This is a genomic window from Actomonas aquatica (genome assembly GCF_019679435.2).
In the GTDB taxonomy this organism is placed as follows: Bacteria; Verrucomicrobiota; Verrucomicrobiia; order Opitutales; family Opitutaceae; genus Actomonas; species Actomonas aquatica.
In genome coordinates this window covers 761,355-778,397 of record NZ_CP139781.1, presented here as the reverse complement: position 1 = coordinate 778,397, position 17,043 = coordinate 761,355, and the positions used below count along the sequence as shown (strand labels likewise).

Annotated in this window: 15 protein-coding genes; 8 read left to right on the top strand and 7 right to left on the bottom strand. The window is 63.9% G+C overall.

Features of this window, described 5'->3' with window-relative positions; translation table 11 throughout:
- Positions 1-136 precede the first annotated feature (136 nt).
- A complete protein-coding gene (locus tag K1X11_RS02980) occupies positions 137-823 on the top strand; it encodes a hypothetical protein (RefSeq protein ID WP_221032468.1) in 687 nt (228 codons plus the stop codon).
- 22 nt (positions 824-845) lie between these two features.
- Here the strand turns inward: K1X11_RS02980 and K1X11_RS02975 are convergent, their stop codons facing one another.
- Positions 846-1,550, bottom strand: coding sequence for a hypothetical protein (locus K1X11_RS02975; RefSeq protein ID WP_221032467.1), 705 nt, complete (start codon positions 1,548-1,550; stop codon positions 846-848).
- Between the two features lie 32 nt (positions 1,551-1,582).
- Entirely contained in the window at positions 1,583-2,509 is a 927-nt protein-coding gene (gene rsmA, locus K1X11_RS02970) for a 16S rRNA (adenine(1518)-N(6)/adenine(1519)-N(6))-dimethyltransferase RsmA (protein ID WP_324726072.1), read from the bottom strand.
- A gap of 9 nt (positions 2,510-2,518) precedes the next feature.
- Here rsmA and K1X11_RS02965 point away from each other — a divergent pair, with 9 nt between their 5' ends.
- Positions 2,519-3,358, top strand: coding sequence for a mechanosensitive ion channel family protein (locus tag K1X11_RS02965; RefSeq protein ID WP_221032465.1), 840 nt, complete (start codon positions 2,519-2,521; stop codon positions 3,356-3,358).
- An 81-nt stretch (positions 3,359-3,439) separates the two neighbouring features.
- Here the strand turns inward: K1X11_RS02965 and K1X11_RS02960 are convergent, their stop codons facing one another.
- A complete protein-coding gene (locus K1X11_RS02960; RefSeq protein ID WP_221032464.1) occupies positions 3,440-4,234 on the bottom strand; it encodes an indole-3-glycerol phosphate synthase TrpC in 795 nt (264 codons plus the stop codon).
- Between the two features lie 120 nt (positions 4,235-4,354).
- Here K1X11_RS02960 and K1X11_RS02955 point away from each other — a divergent pair, with 120 nt between their 5' ends.
- The 3 genes from K1X11_RS02955 (at position 4,355) to K1X11_RS02945 (ending at position 6,786) form a co-directional block, all read left to right on the top strand.
- Positions 4,355-5,023 (top strand): MazG family protein, encoded by a 669-nt coding sequence (locus K1X11_RS02955; protein WP_221032463.1) that lies wholly within the window; start codon positions 4,355-4,357, stop codon positions 5,021-5,023.
- A complete protein-coding gene (locus K1X11_RS02950) occupies positions 4,992-5,975 on the top strand; it encodes a tyrosine recombinase XerC (protein WP_225919632.1) in 984 nt (327 codons plus the stop codon). Before K1X11_RS02955 ends, K1X11_RS02950 begins: the two co-directional genes overlap by 32 nt.
- A gap of 121 nt (positions 5,976-6,096) precedes the next feature.
- Positions 6,097-6,786 (top strand): LuxR C-terminal-related transcriptional regulator, encoded by a 690-nt coding sequence (locus K1X11_RS02945; protein WP_221032462.1) that lies wholly within the window; start codon positions 6,097-6,099, stop codon positions 6,784-6,786.
- Here the strand turns inward: K1X11_RS02945 and K1X11_RS02940 are convergent.
- Genes K1X11_RS02940 through K1X11_RS02925 form a run of 4 tightly spaced genes read right to left on the bottom strand, consistent with a single transcriptional unit; the run spans position 6,783 to position 13,814 of the window.
- The gene (locus tag K1X11_RS02940; RefSeq protein ID WP_221032461.1) at positions 6,783-9,029 is read right to left on the bottom strand and encodes an NHL repeat-containing protein; all 2,247 of its coding nucleotides are present in this window, start codon (positions 9,027-9,029) and stop codon (positions 6,783-6,785) included. The genes K1X11_RS02945 and K1X11_RS02940 overlap by 4 nt on opposite strands.
- 32 nt (positions 9,030-9,061) lie before the next feature.
- Positions 9,062-10,870 carry a SpoIVB peptidase S55 domain-containing protein gene (locus tag K1X11_RS02935; RefSeq protein WP_221032460.1) on the bottom strand — a complete coding sequence of 603 codons (1,809 nt, stop codon included), beginning with the start codon at positions 10,868-10,870 and terminating at the stop codon, positions 9,062-9,064.
- Positions 10,870-12,144 (bottom strand): glutamate-1-semialdehyde 2,1-aminomutase, encoded by a 1,275-nt coding sequence (gene hemL / locus K1X11_RS02930; protein WP_221032459.1) that lies wholly within the window; start codon positions 12,142-12,144, stop codon positions 10,870-10,872. The genes K1X11_RS02935 and hemL overlap by 1 nt, the downstream gene beginning before the upstream one ends.
- Before the next feature lie 26 nt (positions 12,145-12,170).
- Positions 12,171-13,814 (bottom strand): NAD+ synthase, encoded by a 1,644-nt coding sequence (locus K1X11_RS02925; protein ID WP_221032458.1) that lies wholly within the window; start codon positions 13,812-13,814, stop codon positions 12,171-12,173.
- Between the two features lie 128 nt (positions 13,815-13,942).
- On the opposite strand from K1X11_RS02925, the gene K1X11_RS02920 reads away from it, so the two are divergent.
- Genes K1X11_RS02920 through K1X11_RS02910 form a run of 3 tightly spaced genes read left to right on the top strand, consistent with a single transcriptional unit; the run spans position 13,943 to position 17,043 of the window.
- On the top strand, positions 13,943-15,286 hold the full coding sequence (locus tag K1X11_RS02920) for a TolC family protein (RefSeq protein WP_221032457.1): 1,344 nt from the start codon (positions 13,943-13,945) through the stop codon (positions 15,284-15,286).
- On the top strand, positions 15,283-15,867 hold the full coding sequence (locus K1X11_RS02915) for a Maf family protein (RefSeq protein ID WP_221032456.1): 585 nt from the start codon (positions 15,283-15,285) through the stop codon (positions 15,865-15,867). The genes K1X11_RS02920 and K1X11_RS02915 overlap by 4 nt, the downstream gene beginning before the upstream one ends.
- Before the next feature lie 21 nt (positions 15,868-15,888).
- The gene (locus tag K1X11_RS02910) at positions 15,889-17,043 is read left to right on the top strand and encodes a hypothetical protein (protein WP_221032455.1); all 1,155 of its coding nucleotides are present in this window, start codon (positions 15,889-15,891) and stop codon (positions 17,041-17,043) included.

Genomic DNA, 17,043 nt, shown 5'->3' with positions numbered 1-17,043 from the left:
GTAAAATCTTTCGGGGCCTCGTTTGATCGAGGCCCCTTTTTCTTGGCTCAATCCCGCGATTGCCGCCCGCCGCTCGCGACTGTTTTCTGAACGCTTCGCACGCTTCGTTCGTTTCACCACCGCCCAAGCCCCCAACATGCCTTCCTCGAACGCACTTTCCCTGTCTCTGAGCCGCCGTAAATTGCTGCTCACCCTGTGGCTCATCGTCGGCGTGCTGGTTGGTATCCACGTTTTACTTACGGTGATACATTACCGCTTCACCGAGTTGCCTTGGCTGTTCCGCCAGATCTTCGACGTGGATGAGGAGGACAGTTTCCCCACGTGGTATTCCGCGATGGCGTTGCTGTTCACCGCGCTGACGCTGGCGGCCCACGCGTGGGGCCAAACCGATCAGGCGCAGAATCAGGGTCTGATAGCGTGGCGCGTCCTGGCCGCAGGTTTCCTGTTTCTGTCCATCGACGAGATTGCCGGCATGCACGAAACCCTGAACTCGGTCACCGAAATGTCTTGGGCGATCCCCGGCGGAATCGTGGCTCTGGGCGTGGGCGTCTTCTACCTGCGCTTCCTGCGTCGCCTCCCGCTGGGTGTGGCGGTCGGGTTTTGCATCGGCGGTGCGATCTACGTCGGAGGGGCCGTGGGCATCGAATTGCTGACCGAACCCTTCCTCGAAAACGACGCACTCGATACCTTGCCCTACAACATTTGGACGGCGGTCGAGGAATCCATGGAGATGGGTGGAGTGCTCGTTTTCTTGGGCGTGCTGATCAAGCACATGACCGCGGGGGCTGACCAGTTGGTGGTCAAAGTCGCCGTGCGACGCTGATGCACTCAGTCGGTAGCCGGGCTCACCCCACGGACTCGGTATCGGGCTGAGCCGGCAACGGCAGGGGCGCGCGAAAATCCATCCGGCCCACCAGCTCGAGCAGGCGTTTCTGCAGCAAGGCGTTTTGTTCCTCCGGCCCCAGATCAAAGCTGGCCGGGGCGAGAACTTTTTCAGCGAGCTCCAGGCTCAACACGTAGATGTGGTTGTTGTGTAGGAACAACAAATTGCCGCGCTTCGCGACTGGAGCGGAGCCGTCTTCCATGGTCGGCACCCGCTCGCCAAACATCGAACCGCCAGGCAGGAGGTTGTAGACGAAAAGCGCACCGTTGAGCAGCTCCGGGGTGAAGCGCGCACTCTCGATCTCGGCTCCGGCAAAACGCTGCAAAAACTGCGGCTGCACATGCTCGCGGAAAAAACCCACGAGAAAGTCCCGGCGACCGAGAGTTTCGTCCTGTCGCTTCAAGTTCAGATTGAGCCCGAAGCAGGCCACACTGGCGTGCAGCGCGAGGTGGTCCTGCAGCGTCACGACTTCCGGCGTGTCGTGAATCTCGCCGCCCAAACTGATTTGGGAGGGCAGAGTCAGGGTGTATTCGCCACTCGGCGCTTCATAGCGGTTGTCCTCCAGCACGCCGTAGAGAAACGGTGTTTGCTGCGCTGCCAAAGGAGTGGAAGCGCCTACAGTGGCACCGAGCAGGGTGAGAGCGGCGAGCCAGCTCAGTCTTTTCATAGCCGGAATCCTCCGCCTTCCGCGTCGCGATTTCAAGCCGCCGCAAGTGTTTGCCATGCCGCGACCGGGATCGCTTCCGGCCGGGCACGGGCGTCCATGCTCCAAGCCCCCAGGCTCTCGATCCACGCCTTGCCGTCGTCGGGCAGTTTACCGCGCAGGAGGGCTCCAATTTGTTTACGGCGTTGCTGGAAGCAGGCGCGGATGAGCTGACGCACCGGATCGGCAAAGATGAACGGCGTCGGCTTGCGCACGAGGTTGAGCAGGTAGGACTCCACGTCGGGCCGCGGGTGAAAGCAGTTGGTCGGCACCTTATGGCCCGGCGCGATGTCAAAGGCTGCCTGCAGGAAAATTGAGATGGCACCAAACTGCTTCGTGCCCGGCTTCGCCATGTATCGCTGGGCCGCTTCAAGTTGGAGCATCAACACCATGTGTTGGGGCAGGGGAGCGTGCAGCACTGCCTCCATCCACGGCGTGGAGATCGCGTAGGGTAGGTTGGCCACGATTTTAAATCCGGCCTCCGCCTGCTCGACCGGCAGACCCGCGCGCGGATGCTCCATTGCGTCTCCTTCCAACAAATCAAAACGGCCCGCCGCGGCCGGTGCCACCAGTTCGTCCCGCAAGTGCGCCGCCAGCCGAGCATCGCGTTCGATTGCCCATACCTTGGCCCCGGAGGCCAGCAGTTCCGAGGTCAGGGTGCCCAGCCCCGGGCCGACCTCCACGACATGATCCGAGGGGCCCACTTCGGCCATGCTGACCGATTTGCGCACGATGTTGGCATCGACCAAAAAATTCTGGCCCAAGGCCCGTTTGGGATGATGCCCCAGGCGCGTGAGCAGGTCGCGAGTGGTCGAAGGAGTGAGTGCCATAACGTTTCGGGATTCAGGCAGATAGCGCGGCGCAGGCAATTTCCATTGCAGACCGGTGCAGCGACTTGACCGGGGCATCTTTTGCAAGATCATGGCGCCGACATGGAAACACCTCCCTCCGAACTCTCTGTCCAGGATTGGCTGGCGACTACCGGCATCGACTGGGCGACCAAAATCGTGCTGGCCTTGGCGATCTTCATCATCGGTCGCATCGTGGTGAAGATCCTGACCGGTCTGATCCTGAAGGCCTTCAAGAAGGCCAAGGTCGACGACACCCTGGCGGGCTTTCTCACCAAGATCGCCAATGTGCTGATGCTGGCGGTGGTCGTGATGGCCGCGCTGGAGAAACTCGGCGTCGAAACCACTTCGCTGGTCGCCATCCTCGGTGCTGCCGGTTTGGCCGTGGGTTTGGCCCTGCAGGGGTCGCTGTCCAACTTCGCCGCCGGCGTGATGATCATCATCTTCCGCCCCTTCACCGTGGGCAACTTCATCGAGGCGGGTGGCACCAAGGGCATTGTTGAGGGTATCAGCATTTTCAATACGAACATGCGCACGCCGCAGAACCAGGTGGTGATCGTGCCCAACGGCCAGATCATGGGCGGCACCATCGTCAACTACTCGGTGAAGGACACCCGCCGCATCGATCTCACTCTGGGCGTCAGCTACGACGACGACCTGCGCGTCGCCAAGGACACTATCAACCGGGTGATCGCCGAGGACGAACGCATCCTCAAGGATCCCGCTCCGATCGTGGGCGTGATGGAGCTGGGCTCCAGCAGCGTCGACATCGTGGCGTGGTTCTGGGTCAACTCGCCCGACTTCCTCCAGACCAAGATGGACACCACCGAGAAGATGAAAGTGGAACTGGAGAAAGCCGGTTGCTCGATCCCGTATCCGCAGCGCGACGTCCACCTCTATCAGAGCGAGTCGAAGTCGGCCTGAACGCGGTTTAATCGCCCAACGCTTTACGAACGCGACCCCACCTCGGGGTCGCGTTTTTGTTTTTCGCGCCGGCAGCGCGACTCAGCGGAAGGACTGCAGCAGCGCCGCCGGGTCGGCCGCTTTCATCAGCGATTCGCCCACCAGCACCGCATGGGCGCCGCAGGCCTTGGCGCGAGCCGCATCGGCGGCGGTGTGGATGCCGCTTTCGCTCACGGCAATGACCCCGTCCGGGATGCCCGGAATGAGCTGCTCACTCAGGGCCAGATCGGTTTTGAAGATGGCGAGGTCGCGATTGTTCACGCCGATGATCTTGGCCTCGGCCGCAATGGCCCGGTCCAGCTCCGGCTGGGTGTGCACTTCGAAGAGGGCGTCCAAGCCCGCCGCGGTGGCGCTGCGATAGAGTAGGGCGATGTCCGCGTCGCTGAGGGCGCGCACGATGATGAGGATGGCACTGGCGCCCGCTTCGCGGGCGTGGCGCACTTGGATCGGGTGCACCATGAAGTCCTTGCGCAGGCAGGGCACCGCCGGCGGATTGAGTGCAAAACCTGCCGTGACGCTGCTCAGGTCATCCAGCGTGCCACCAAAGTATTTGTGGTCAGTGAGCACCGAAAGACAATCGGCTCCTGCGGCCTGGTAACGCAGGGCCTGGGTCGGGGCGTCGACGCCGGTGGCGATGGCGCCGGCCGACGGGGAGCGGCGCTTGATCTCGGCAATGACGGCCAAGCCGCCATCCGCCCGGCGCAGGTTCTGCGCAAACGAAGGCACTGGCGGCAACTCGGCATGCAGCGCCGAAAGTTCATCCACGGAAACCTCCCGCACCAGCGGAGCAATTTCCTGCCGTTTCCATGCCATGATTTCGTCGAGTTTGTCTGCCATAATACAAGGCCCACGAAACACAGGCCGGGACCGAAAACCAGAACCGAATTTGCCTGTCTCCCGGGATGGACGACCGGTGGATGTTGCTCCCCGGGCCGAAGACCGTTTGCTCATGCCTCCATGAGTTCCCTGCACGATCTGCGCACCACCATTGCCCGCCTCCGCGCGCCCGACGGGTGCCCTTGGGACCAAGAGCAGACCCACGCCTCCCTGGTGCGTTGCTTGATCGATGAAGTCAGCGAGCTGATCGAGACCATCGACCGAGCGGACATGGCGCACATGCGGGAGGAGCTGGGCGACGTGTTGATCCAGGTCTATTTCCACGCGCAGATCGCCGAGGAAGCCGGTCATTTCGACCTCGAGGATGTCGCGCGCGAAGTGAACGAAAAACTCGTGCGCCGCCATCCGCATGTATTTGGCGACCATGCCCGGCTCGGCTCGGCCGGTGAGGTCATCACCAAATGGGAGGAAATCAAAGCGCAGGAAAAGAAGAACGGTCCGCCCGCGACGGGTTTGTTCAAACCGCAGCCGCCGCGCTTGCCGGCCACCATGCTGGCGGAATCGATCTGGAAACAGGTGACGAAAAAGAGCCTGCCCGTGCCCGACGAGACCCTGCGCGACGCGATCGACGCCAAGGCGGCGACCTTGGACGACGCGACGCTCGGGCGCGAATTGTTCATTCTCGCCGCCGCGGCGCGCGCCCGGGGACTCGATCCCGAGGGCGCCCTGCGTCGCCAATCCGACCAAGTCATGCAGGATGTCGAAGCCGCCGCCCAGTCCAACTCCTGAGCCGGAAGCCGCGGAGATGCCGGCTGAAGTCAGCGCGGCGTGGCTGGACCCCTTTTTGGTTTGGCTGGCCAAGGAGCGGCGCTACTCGCCGCACACCGTGCGGAACTACCGACACGCCTTCGTGCGTTTCTACGCGTGGCTGCAAGGCGCCGGAATCGAAGCCAAACCCTTTGATGAGCTCACCCGTCGGGAGATGCGCGACTTTGTGATCGAATCCCAGCGCCAGCTCGACCGCTGCACCTTGCATCTGCACGTCTCCGGGCTGCGTTCATTCTTTCGCTTCTGGATTTCGCGGCGGCGGATGCTGCGCAATCCCTTCACCGGTATCCCGCTGCCGAAGCTGGAAAAGCGCCTGCCGATGTTCCTGACGGAGTCCCAGATCAAGCGCCTCCTGCTCGGTCCCCAACGCCTGATGGAAAACGAGGCGATCACCCCGCATGACGGCTGGCGAGATCGCCTCATCATGGAGCTGCTCTACGGCGGAGGCTTACGCATCAGCGAGCTCTGCGGACTGACCTTCGGGGCAATTGATCAGAGCAACGGCTGCGCCCGCATCCTGGGCAAGGGCGGCAAGGAGCGCATGTGTCCGCTGGGCCGCGTGGCGATGGCCGTGCTGCAGCACTGGAAAACGAATCATGTCGCGATCTCCAGTCCCACCGCGATCGTCGTGCAAAACCACGACGGCTCGCCGGTGCGGCCGCGCCAAGTGCAGACTATGCTCAAACGCTACCTCGCGCTGGCCGATCTGCCGCTCGATTTGACTCCCCACAAGCTACGCCACAGTTACGCTACCCACCTGTTGAATGCCGGGGCCGACTTACGGCTCGTGCAGGAGCTGCTCGGTCACGCCAACCTAGCGACCACCCAGATTTACACCCACGTTTCGGTGGCGCGGCTAAAGGAAGTCCATGCTCAAGCCCATCCGCGGGGCGGCTCCACTCGTATGGGCTGAGGCCAAATTCTTGCGAAAAGCTTTGTTTATACCACGCCTTAAAATAGGGCAATTACCCTATTTTTAGAGTTTGGCCATAGATTTGGTAGAAATTGATTAGCAGTCTCTTAAACAAAACCCAATGGCCGCCGCTGCTTCGATTTCCTCCACCGTTAAAGCACAACGTGTGATGGTTGTAGATGACCACATGTCCGTGGTGGATATGGTCATTCAGTTTCTCGAAACCCTGGGCGGTTTTGAAGTCGTGGGCAGGGCCTCCTCCTTGGAAGACGCCTGCGACACCGGTAAGAAGCTCCAGCCGGATCTCGTCATCTTGGATCTGGTTCTGTCCGATGGAGTGGCCGGTCTGCGTCTGATCGATGAGCTGCGTCGCTCCAGCCCGGATACCCGTTATCTTATTTATTCCGGCAACCTGACTCTCAACACGGTGCGCTCATCCATGGCCGCCGGTGTTTTGGGCATCGTCGACAAGGGCGGACCCCTGAGCGAGCTGCGGGACGCCTTGCGCAGCGCGATGACGGGCACGCCGTATTTCTCCAGCTCGGCCTCCGATTTTCTCCGCCATTTGGTGCGGGAGAAGCGCACCGAAAAACGCACCGTGGAACTCAGTCCCCGCGAGCGCTCCGTGCTCACGATGCTCGCCGAGGGCATGAGTTCCAAAGAGATCGCCGCCAAGCTCGGCCTCAGCATGCACACCGTCGTCAACCACCGCAGCAATCTCATGCGCAAAACCGGCCTGCACCGCGTAGCGCAGCTGTCGCGCTACGCCGTCGAAATCGGTCTGCTCAACCCGCCGAAAACCGGCGCCTAGGGCAGCGCCAAACGCTGCGAACCACGGTTGCCCGCCGCGTCCTCGGCAAAGATTTCCACTGCGCTCGCGCCGGACACGAGCGACTGCGGCACTTCCAAACGGAAGTGCTCTTCGAGCTGGTCGAGAATCCCGTCTGCCGGCGCGACCAGTGTGGTGCGATAACCGTTGTTAAAAACCACCTCGATTCCCACCGGCAGGCTTTGCTCGTCCGCCACCATCACGGACAGCACCAGAGCGTCGCCGTCGAGGGTCACCGTGGCATCACGCAACCGCGGGGCGCTCATATCGATCACCAGGTCATCGGTTTCAAACGTGATCTCATGCCGCTCCGCCGGAGCTCGCGGCGCGGTCTCAGCGATGGTCAACCGAGTGAAATAGGTGCCCTCTGGCAGCGAGCGCCGATCAAACTGCAGCCACGATTCGGCGCTGTTTTCGATGAGGTTCAGCCAGGTGTCGTCGCCGTCCGGGCGGACCGCGAAGGTCGCGCGCAGTTGGTCGCCATCGTAGTCATTCACCGACCATGCCACGATCTGCATGCCCGGATCCGGCATCACCGAACTGCTCATCAGCCCATTGCTGTTACGACTGTCGTTGTCGCTTTCACTGCCCACAATATCGCTCAGCGAAGGCAGGCTGGCCGAACTGGACTCAGCACGCGGAATCAGCGAGTAACCCGGCGCCGCGATGTGAAAGGCCTGCAGGGACGGACGCCGATTCTGCGGCGCGTGGTAGAGGGTGGCGCGATCGAGCGAAGCATTGGCGTCGATCTCTTCGTCGATGGTCAGGCGCACCTGCACGTAGCGGCCTTGCAGGTCCGGAGTAAGCCACGCGCCATCCGTTTCCGTCGCCGCGGTCCAGGCCGACCAACCTTCCCGCGTGTCGCGCCCTCGATTGACCCGCAGCTCGACCTGCAGGTCATCTGCCGCGAGTTCGCGCAGCCGGTTGAAACGCAGCGCGCCCAACCGACCGAGCGTCCGCAAATCCAGCCGCCGCGTAGTCGCCGAGCGGATACCTTCGCCGGCAAAATCAATGCGCAGCAGCGCCGCCGGGTTGTTGCCCAATCCCCAATAGTCCGTGCTGCCGTGGGACGCAGGAAGCAGATCGTTGATTTGTGCCGACTCGCTGCCCGCGAAGGTCAGTGAGCGCCGCTCCTTCAGGTCGTAACCCAGGAGTTCGCCTTCGTCGCCGCCAGCCAAGAGCAGGACGTCCCCACGAGGCACGATGCGATAAATCGAAACATTGTTACGCGAGACCACCAGCTCCGGCAGGCCGTCGCCGCCCGGCAAACGCACCAACGAACTCCGACCACTGAAGCCGCCCGGAGAGGGCGCTGCTTCCATGATCGTGACGGGCTGCGGAGGCGTTTGATTTTCGCCGCTTTCATCACTCTTTTGGGCGCCACTGCCACGTGCGACACGTTGCGTGGAGTCATTGCTTGAACTCACCCACACCACATAGAGATCGCCGTCATCCGTCACGTGCAGGTCGGTGATTTCGCCATCATCCTCGTCCCACAAAATCTCCGGCGGGGCACCAGCCGTCGTGAAACGATAGAGGTTCGCACTCGGCGCCGAGCCCGCGAGCACGCGGCCCTGTCGATCCATCGCCAGACGGCGCAGGTTCCGGTCACGCACTTCTCCCCACAGCTCCGGTTCCGCGTCAGCCATCGTGGCCAAATCGATCCGATAGACCCGCGCCGGTGACCCCGTGGCGACCCACACGTGCTGACCGTCCGCGTCCGGCAGCAGATCAAACACCATCGCGACAGGGAGGCTGACTTCACCCAGAATCTCTCCGTCCGCATCGAGATGCACCACCCGACCGGAGGGCGAAACCGCCGTCACCATCGTGCCATCGGGCAACACCGCGACCGTATGCAAGTGCCCGGATCCGAACGTCGCCAGCGGCGTGGTCTCAAAGCGCATCGTGTCCGCATCCGGCGTCACCCGCCACAGCGTCGCGTCCGGTCCACTGCCCACGACCAGCGACCCATCGGGGCGCGCCGCGAAACTCCACAATAACGCGTCGACTGGCCATTCACCGTCGAGTGCATTGACCGTCGGGCCGGGCACCAAACGTCCATCGGATCGCGTGCCGAGCCCGCGCAAATCACGCGAGGCGACATCCCGATAAAAATCTATGGTGCGCGTCTCCGTGAAGGATTGCGCCAGCGTCGTCACTGCCAGCAGCACACTCAGAATACAGACCGAAAAACGACGACGCGAGGAGGGGGACAGAGACATGGGTTAAGCGAGGGCAGGGAAGGGAAAGGGGATCAATCCACCCACGAAAGGGGTAGACGCACCGCCGTCGGCACGAGGCGGTCTGGCAGGAGGTGTTGCTCCCACAAGACCTCCACGGCGGCCTTCTCCTGATAGCGTGCGCCATCGGCTTGGCGGGCGATGCGGGAGAGGGAGTCGGGCAACTCGGTCGAGACCGCGGTTTGATCGAGAAAGAGTTTCGCAGCCCGCACGACTGCAACATACACGCCGTCGCTCTTACGCCGGGCGCGCAGGGCATCGAGGTAGGCGTCGAAGTCGCGAATTTGACTCACCGCAAACACCTGCTGGGCACCAGCGCCCTGATCGAGGGCGGGGCCGTTGGCGATCACCACCGCCAGCTTTTCATCGGCCCAGTCCGCCGCGATCGGCACGGTCACCCGCTCGGTGAAAGGAGCACCTTGGTAATCGCGCAGCTGCAGCACGACGTCGACCGTCTCGCCAGGGCGCACTTGTTGCCGCGTCAGCGTCGCGTTATCCAAACTCACGGTCGGATTGTGCTCCAGCGCTTCCACCGTGAAGCGTAGTGCTTCGGGGAATACAGCCTCGACGGGATTATCCATCCAGGTGCCGAGGCTTTGGGTGAGTCCGGTCAGCCCGGCTTTGAAGCCCTCCGGGCCGGCGAAGAGTTGATCGACCTGCAGTTTGCGGCCACCGGGAAAGATCACGTCGGCGCGCAGCGCAAAGCCTTCGCTCAGGCCGGCGTCGTTGGAGCCGAGCACCGCTTGCGAGATGCCCGTCGCCGTCACCACCGGCGTGATGCGCGGATGCTTCACGGCCGCAAAATTCAGGTCGCGTTGCGGGGTGTGCACCGTGATCGGCAGCAGCGGCGGCACGCGGCCGATTTCGCCGTAGATGGCCGAGAGTCGATCCTGCCGCACGGTGCCGATGACCTTGCCGGTGTTTGAGATCTTAAAGGAGCTGCGGCTGGATGGTAGGATGGCCACGATCTCAGCTTCCGTCATCGGCACTTCCACCGTGCCCAAACCGAGCAGCGGATGACCGAAAGCGAGCACGCGCGAACCGTCGACCGAGGACACGGTGCCGGTGCCGGCCAGTGTGATGTCGCCGACCGCCAGCGCCGCTCCGACCGCGTAGCCGGGAGCCAACTCAACCTGCGCCTCATCCTTAAAACTCCCCGACAACACACTCGCGCCGCCCAGCCCCTGCGTGCGGAGGCCGAGCGCTTCCAGCGGCTCACTCATCAAGCCGGCCACCAGCGGCGAGACGCCACTGAAACTGAAGACCGGCGAAAGCGGCGTGATTTCCGGACCACTGTCATTGTGGCGCGGAGTCGGTCCCGGCGCTGGCGTGGCAGGCATCGCCCCCGAGCCGTTGCTATCGGCGCTTTCGTTCAACGCGATCTGGCGCACTTCCAGCAAGTCCGCGGCCGGCGTGAACCCGGCGAAACGCTCCGTTTCAAATTGCTGCACCTGATAGGAGAGGGCGCCGACGAAGCGGCCGTCCACATAGAGCGGACTGCCGCTCATGCCAGCCACCGCGCCCATTTTTTGCACCCGCGGATCGGTGAGGCGGCAGAGGATCATCGATTTGCCCGGCCCAAGCGCCCCTTCGATAACGCCGGTGACTTCGACCGTGAAGGGCTCCGGTTCAGTGCCTTGAAACACCGTCCAGACTTCACCGGTCATACCGGGCTGCAGCTCTTCGATCGGCAGCACCGGCGCGTGCGCCGGCTGCGCCCTGCCGAGGCTGGCCAAGCACGCGATCACCAACGCCAACCCTACGCTGCGGCCACCGCGGGCCCGGAGCGTTGTCGTGAAACGTTGGATACGCGAAAACAGCATCAGAGCGATTGAATGACGCGGGTCATGATCTCACAGGCACGATCGATGGCTGCGCCCTCGTGAGCGGTGCTAATGAAGCAGCCTTCGTAAGCGCTCGGCGGCAGATACACGCCCTGCTCGAGGCAGCCGCGGAAGTAGCGGGCAAAGAGCTCCGTGTCGGTGGTCTGCGCCGAAGCGAGGTCGCGCACCGGCGTTTCCGTAAAGTAAGTGCAGAACATCGAGCCGACCTGCGGCACTTGGGCGGGCAGGCCCTTCGCCTGCAGGGCCGACGATACGGCGGCCTGCACCTGTTGCCCGAGAGCGGCCAGACGTTCGTAGGTGCCGGTCTCCTCCAGGAGTTTGAGCGCCGCGATGCCGGCGGCCATGGCGAGCGGATTGCCGCTGAGCGTGCCAGCCTGATAGACCGGACCAACCGGCGCGAGTTTGTCCATGATGTCGGCGCGACCACCAAAGGCGCCGACGGGCAGACCGCCGCCGATGATTTTGCCGAGGGTGGTGAGGTCGGGCGTGATGCCCTCCAACTCCTGCACGCCGCCCTTGGCGAGACGGAAGCCGGTCATGACTTCGTCGAAGATGAGCACCGTTCCTTCGCGCGCCGTGAGTTCGCGCAGGAAGTTGAGATAGCCGGGCTCCGGTTTGATGAGGCCGACATTGGCCGGGTAGGGCTCGAGGATGACGCCGGCGATCTGGCCGGGGTTGGCGGCAAAGGCTTCGGTGAGCGCGGCGGTGTCGTTGAAGGGCAGCACGATCGTCTCCTGCGCGAAAGAGGCGGGCACGCCAGCGCTGTCGGGATGGCCGTGGGTGAGGGCGCCGGAACCGGCCTTGATCAGCAGGGAGTCAGAGTGGCCGTGGTAGCAGCCGGCAAACTTGATGATCTTGTCGCGCTGGGTGAAACCACGGGCCAGGCGGATGGCCGACATGGTGGCCTCGGTGCCGCTGTTGCACATGCGCACCTTCTTGATCGACGGCACGAAGCGCGTGATGAGTTCGGCCATCTCCACCTCGTAGGGATTGGGCGTGCCGAAGGAGGTGCCGCGGTTGAGCGCATCGGCGATGGCATCGCGGATGACCGGGTTATTGTGACCGTGGATGGCCGGGCCCCAGGTGCAGACAAAGTCGATCAGCTCCTGGCCGTCGGCCGTTGTAAGCGTCGCCCCCTGGGCGGACTGCACAAAAAACGGCGCTCCGCCGACGGAGCGGAAGGCGCGCACCGGCGAGTTGACGCCGCCGGGAATGAGCTGCTGGGCACGGGCAAAGAGGGATTCGGATGACATGGAAAATTCGAAAACAGGGAGAGGGATTAACGCACATAGCCTTGAGCCAAGGGGAGGCGGCGGCCAACGCCAAAGGCGAGGGGCGTGACCTTGAGGCCCGGGGCGGCTTGGCGGCGTTTGTATTCGTTGAGGTCCACTTTGCGCACCATCTCCTTAACGATCGTCGGCGCAAAACCTTGGTCCACAATTTCGCGAATCGAGCAGCCATCCTCGATGTAGGCGCGCAGGATGGGATCGAGCACGTCGTAGGGCGGCAGGCTATCGGCGTCGCATTGGTCGGGCCGCAACTCCGCGCTGGGCGCTTTGGTGAGCGTCGAGACCGGAATCATTTCGCTCTCACGGTTGATCCACTGGGCGAGGGCGTAGACCTGCGTCTTGTAGAGATCGGAAATCACCGCCAAGCCGCCGCACATGTCGCCGTAGAGCGTGCAGTAACCCACCGCCAACTCGCTCTTGTTGCCGGTGGTGAGAAGCAGCGCGCCGGTTTGGTTGGAGAGCGCCATCATGAAAACGCCACGGAGGCGCGCCTGCACATTTTCCTCGGTCACGCCCGGCGCCGTCGGATCGAGCGCCGGGGCCAATGTAGTCGTAGTGGCGGCGACCGCGTCCGCGATTGGAAAAGTTTGCAGGGTGATGCCGAGATTGACCGCGAGGGCCTCGGCATCGGCGAGCGAGTGCGCGCTCGAATACGCGGAGGGCAGGGCGACGCCGGTCACCTTGTCCGGCCCGAGCGCCGCGACTGCCAGCGCCCCTACCACGGCTGAGTCGATGCCGCCGCTCAGTGCCACCAAAACGCGCTCAAAACCGGTTTTGCGCACGTAGTCGCGCAGCCCAAGCACGAGCGCATCATGCAGCGCCGCAAGGCCGTCGTCGGCGAAGGACGGATCGGCGGCGACCGGTGCGCTTTGCAGATCGACGATGCGCGTGGCTGGCGCATAGGCCGGGAGTCCGGTCAGCAGCTCGCCGGTGGCGTCGGCCACCATGGAGCGGCCGTCGAAAATCAGTTCATCGTTGCCGCCGACCGCGTTCACGTAGGCCACCGGCGCGTGCAGGCGCCGCGCGGCATCGCGCACGAGTTGCTGGCGCAGGGCGAGTTTGCCGGCGTGCCAGGGACTGGCGGAGAGGTTGACCATCAGGTCGAGCGCGGGTTGCTCGGCGAGCCGCGCCACCGGATCGAAGCGGTGCCGGTAGCGCCACGCGATCGGCACGCCTGCCCAGAGGTCTTCACAAACGGTCACACCGATGCGCCGGCCGCCGACCACAAACACGGTGGGACGATCAAAGGGCTCAAAGTAGCGGTCCTCGTCGAACACGTCGTAGGTCGGCAACAGGCACTTGCGCGCGAATCCCTGCACGACGCCATCATGGCAGAGGGCGGCGGTGTTGAAAAACGGGCGACCGGGGTCGTGCGGATTCGCGTCGAGCGCGCCGACCAGGGCCGGCACCGGACCGGTGGCAGCGGCGATTTCCAGGAGGGCACTCTCGGCGTCGTCGCCAAAGCGTCGCTGGCGCAGCAGGTCACGCGGCGGGTAGCCGCACACCGCCAGTTCCGGGAAGATCACCAATTCGGCGCCGTGGGCCACGAGGTCACGATACGCGGCAATGATTTGGTCCCGATTGCCGGCCAAATCGCCGACGGTGAGGTTGAGTTGAGCGAGTCCGATGCGCATGCGCTTGAGGCGGCACGCTGGGCTCGCGCCCGGCGCCTGACAATACCGCATGATATAACCAAGACCCCGGCGGCGCGCATCGCCTGTCTTGCGCCACGCAGCGCGGACCTATTGGCTCCGCCTTTTCCATGAGCTGGTTCTCCTCACGCTTTCGCCCCGTCGGGTCGCCCCCCCGGTCTCTCCTCGCTCTCGGCGCGCTGTGCCTCGCTGGCTTGAACGCGCCGGGTCTTCGGGCCGAGAGCTACGACCTCGCTTCCGCACTGCAGGCCGTGGAGGGCGCCAACTTCGACGTGCTGCTCAGCCAGGAATCGATCTTCCAAGCCCAGGAAAGCGCTCGGAATTCCCGCGCCAACCTGTTGCCCAACGTGACCTTTGACGCGACGCAGCGGCGCTCGCGCTCGGCCTCTTTTGGCAGCACCGTGACGCGCTCGGGTGTGAACAGCCGCTTCGACATGGGCCTCAACGGGCGCCTCGACCTGCTCGACGCGCAGAACATCGCCAGCTACCAGGCCGCCAAGCTCGGCGTCAGCGTGGCCGAACTCGATGCCGAAACCACTCGCGAATCCGTCCGCGCTGCCGTCGCCAGCGTTTATCTGCAACACCTGCGCAATCTGGCTCGCCTCGATCTCATCGATGCCAACATCTCCCGCGCCGATGCGCTCCTCGATCTCGCCGTGCGTCAACGTGATGCCGGGGTCGCCACCCAAATCGACGTGACGCGCGCCCAAGCCCAAGTCGCCATTGCCCAGCAAGCGCGCCTGCAGCAGGAGACCGAGCTGCAGAGTTCGGAACTACGCTTTAAGCGCCTGCTCAGCCTCGAAGCCGATGCCCCTGTCGCGCTCTCGCCGTTTTCTCTCCGTGTGAGCGAGGCCGATCCGGCCGCCGGCTCGGCCGAAACGGTCGCGCTCGAACAACGCACCGATCTGGCCCGCGCCGAACGCCTGCTCGACCAATCCGATCTCGAGGTGCGCGCTGCCAAGTTCAACCGCCTGCCGACTCTCAGCCTCACCGGCAACTACGGCCGCGCCGCCGAGGAAGCCTTTGATGGCAACGACGCGCAGGTGTGGTCGACTGGCATTTCGCTGAGCGTTCCGGTCTTCGATGGCCTGCGCACTGGCTCGCTCACGCGCTTGGCTTTGTCCCGCCGCCGCGCGAACCAATTGCGCCACGACGATCTGGCCGACGCCATTGCCGCCGAGGTTCGCCTCGCCGTGCAGAACACGCGCTCCCGTCGCGCCCAGATTCAGGTCGCCCAAACCAGCCTCGCGCTCGCCGAAGATGAGCTGCGCCTCGCGCAAATCCGTTTCGAGCAAGGCGCCGCCGACAATCGCGAAATGGTCGAGGCCCAGAACCGTCTCGCCATCGCCAGCGACAACCTGCTGGAAGCGACCTATCAATACAACCTGAGCCGCGTGGAGCTGGCTCTTGCCACGGGCGATGTGCGCGGGATCTTGGACGAAGCCGTCCAATGAGCGAAACCTTACCCCGCTTCATTCTAGCCTCCGCCTCGCCGCGCCGACGCGAGTTGCTCGGCCAACTCGGCCTGCCGTTTACGGTCGTCGTGGCCGATGTAGTGGAGCACGAGGAACGCACCACAGATCCGCGCACGATGGTCGCCCACAACGCCGCGCTGAAGGCCGATTGGGTGGCCGAGCGTCATCCGGACGCGTGGGTGCTCGGCGCCGACACGACCGTTTTCATCGATGGTGAAGCGCTCAACAAACCCGCCGACGGCGCCGAAGCCCGCGCCATGCTGTGCCAGCTCAGCGGCCGCACCCACACGGTGTTCACCGGCATGGCGCTGCGTCATCGCAGCAAACAGATTGCGATCGATCGCGGCGTGGCCAGCGACGTGACCTTCAAAGAGTTGGACGAGGCCACCATCGAGGCCTACCTCGCTCGGGTGCACACCCTCGACAAGGCCGGCGGCTACGCGATCCAGGAGCACGGCGACCTGATCATTGCCCGCCAGGAGGGCTCGTTGAGCAACATCATCGGGTTACCCCTGGAAGAGTTGAAACAAATTTTGACGGAGCAGCGTCTGATGGACTGATTGAGACCCGCTCGCGTCCGCATGCCACCTGTCCGCCGTCCCAAGTCCCACCTGTCCTCCAGCAACGCCTCCTCCCGGCGGCCGATGGCTGGTTGGGTGCAGGGCCCGCGGCGCAATCGCTCCCTGCAGGCCGGTATCGCCGGCACGATCCTTGTGCATTTGCTGCTGCTCTGGTTGGCGCCGAAATTTGAAAACCACTTCATGGCCGGCCCGGTGTCCACCGGCATGATGGCCGATCGCCCCGAGGAGCGCCTCTTCGACATCGAACTCACGCCGGAAGACCTGCCGCCGCTGAACTTCGTCGAAGCCAACCCGGACGCGCCCGACAACGTGCCGGACGAGACCGACCAGTTTTCCGATCGTAACCAACAACTCGCGCAGGAGGAGCCCGCCGCCGAGGAGGGTGACATGCCGTCGACCGAAGGGCTCGACGACGTCGACTCCACCGCGATCGTGTCCGGCACTGACTCCGATCCCTTGCCGCCGATGCCGGAGGCACCGCCCACGCCCGAGATCACGGAGACCACCGATCCGGCCGAAGAGCAGGCCTTGCCGGCCCTCGCCCAAGATCCGCTCAGCGGCACCGAAGTCATTCAAGGCGACAACGAAAACAGCTTCGGCACCAACGTCGTAAAGTTGCCCGAGAATCCGCAGGCCGACGTCGAGGAACGGGTCGAGGGCGTGACCGACCCCAACCAAGCCTCACCGCAAGGGCAGGGGCTCTACTACCGCCCGGATCCCTCGCAGCCCGCGTCGCGCCCGTCGCTGGCCACCTCGCAGTTGCGCCCGGCCGTTTTTGCCAACCGCCCGGAAGGCACCGAAAACATCGGCGTCGCCGCCCACAACGCGCTCAAGACCACCTACGGCGCTTATTACCAGAAGATGCTCGGCGTCATCGGTCAGGGCTGGCGTTTCGACATCAGAGGCAAGATCGAGCGCAACCTCGGTTTCCCGCTCGACGGCAGTCGCGTGACCGTCTGGTGGACGCTGCACAAGGACGGTTCCGCCACCATCGACAAGGTCGAGGGCAACGCCGGTCCGCTCTGGGATGGGGTCGCCGTCGAAGCCATCGCGGCGCCGGCACGCCTATCCGATGGTTACGGCGAATGGCCGGAGGAGATGATCAATGTGCTCGGGGACAGCACCCCGATCCGCATGACCTTCCTTTACCAATAA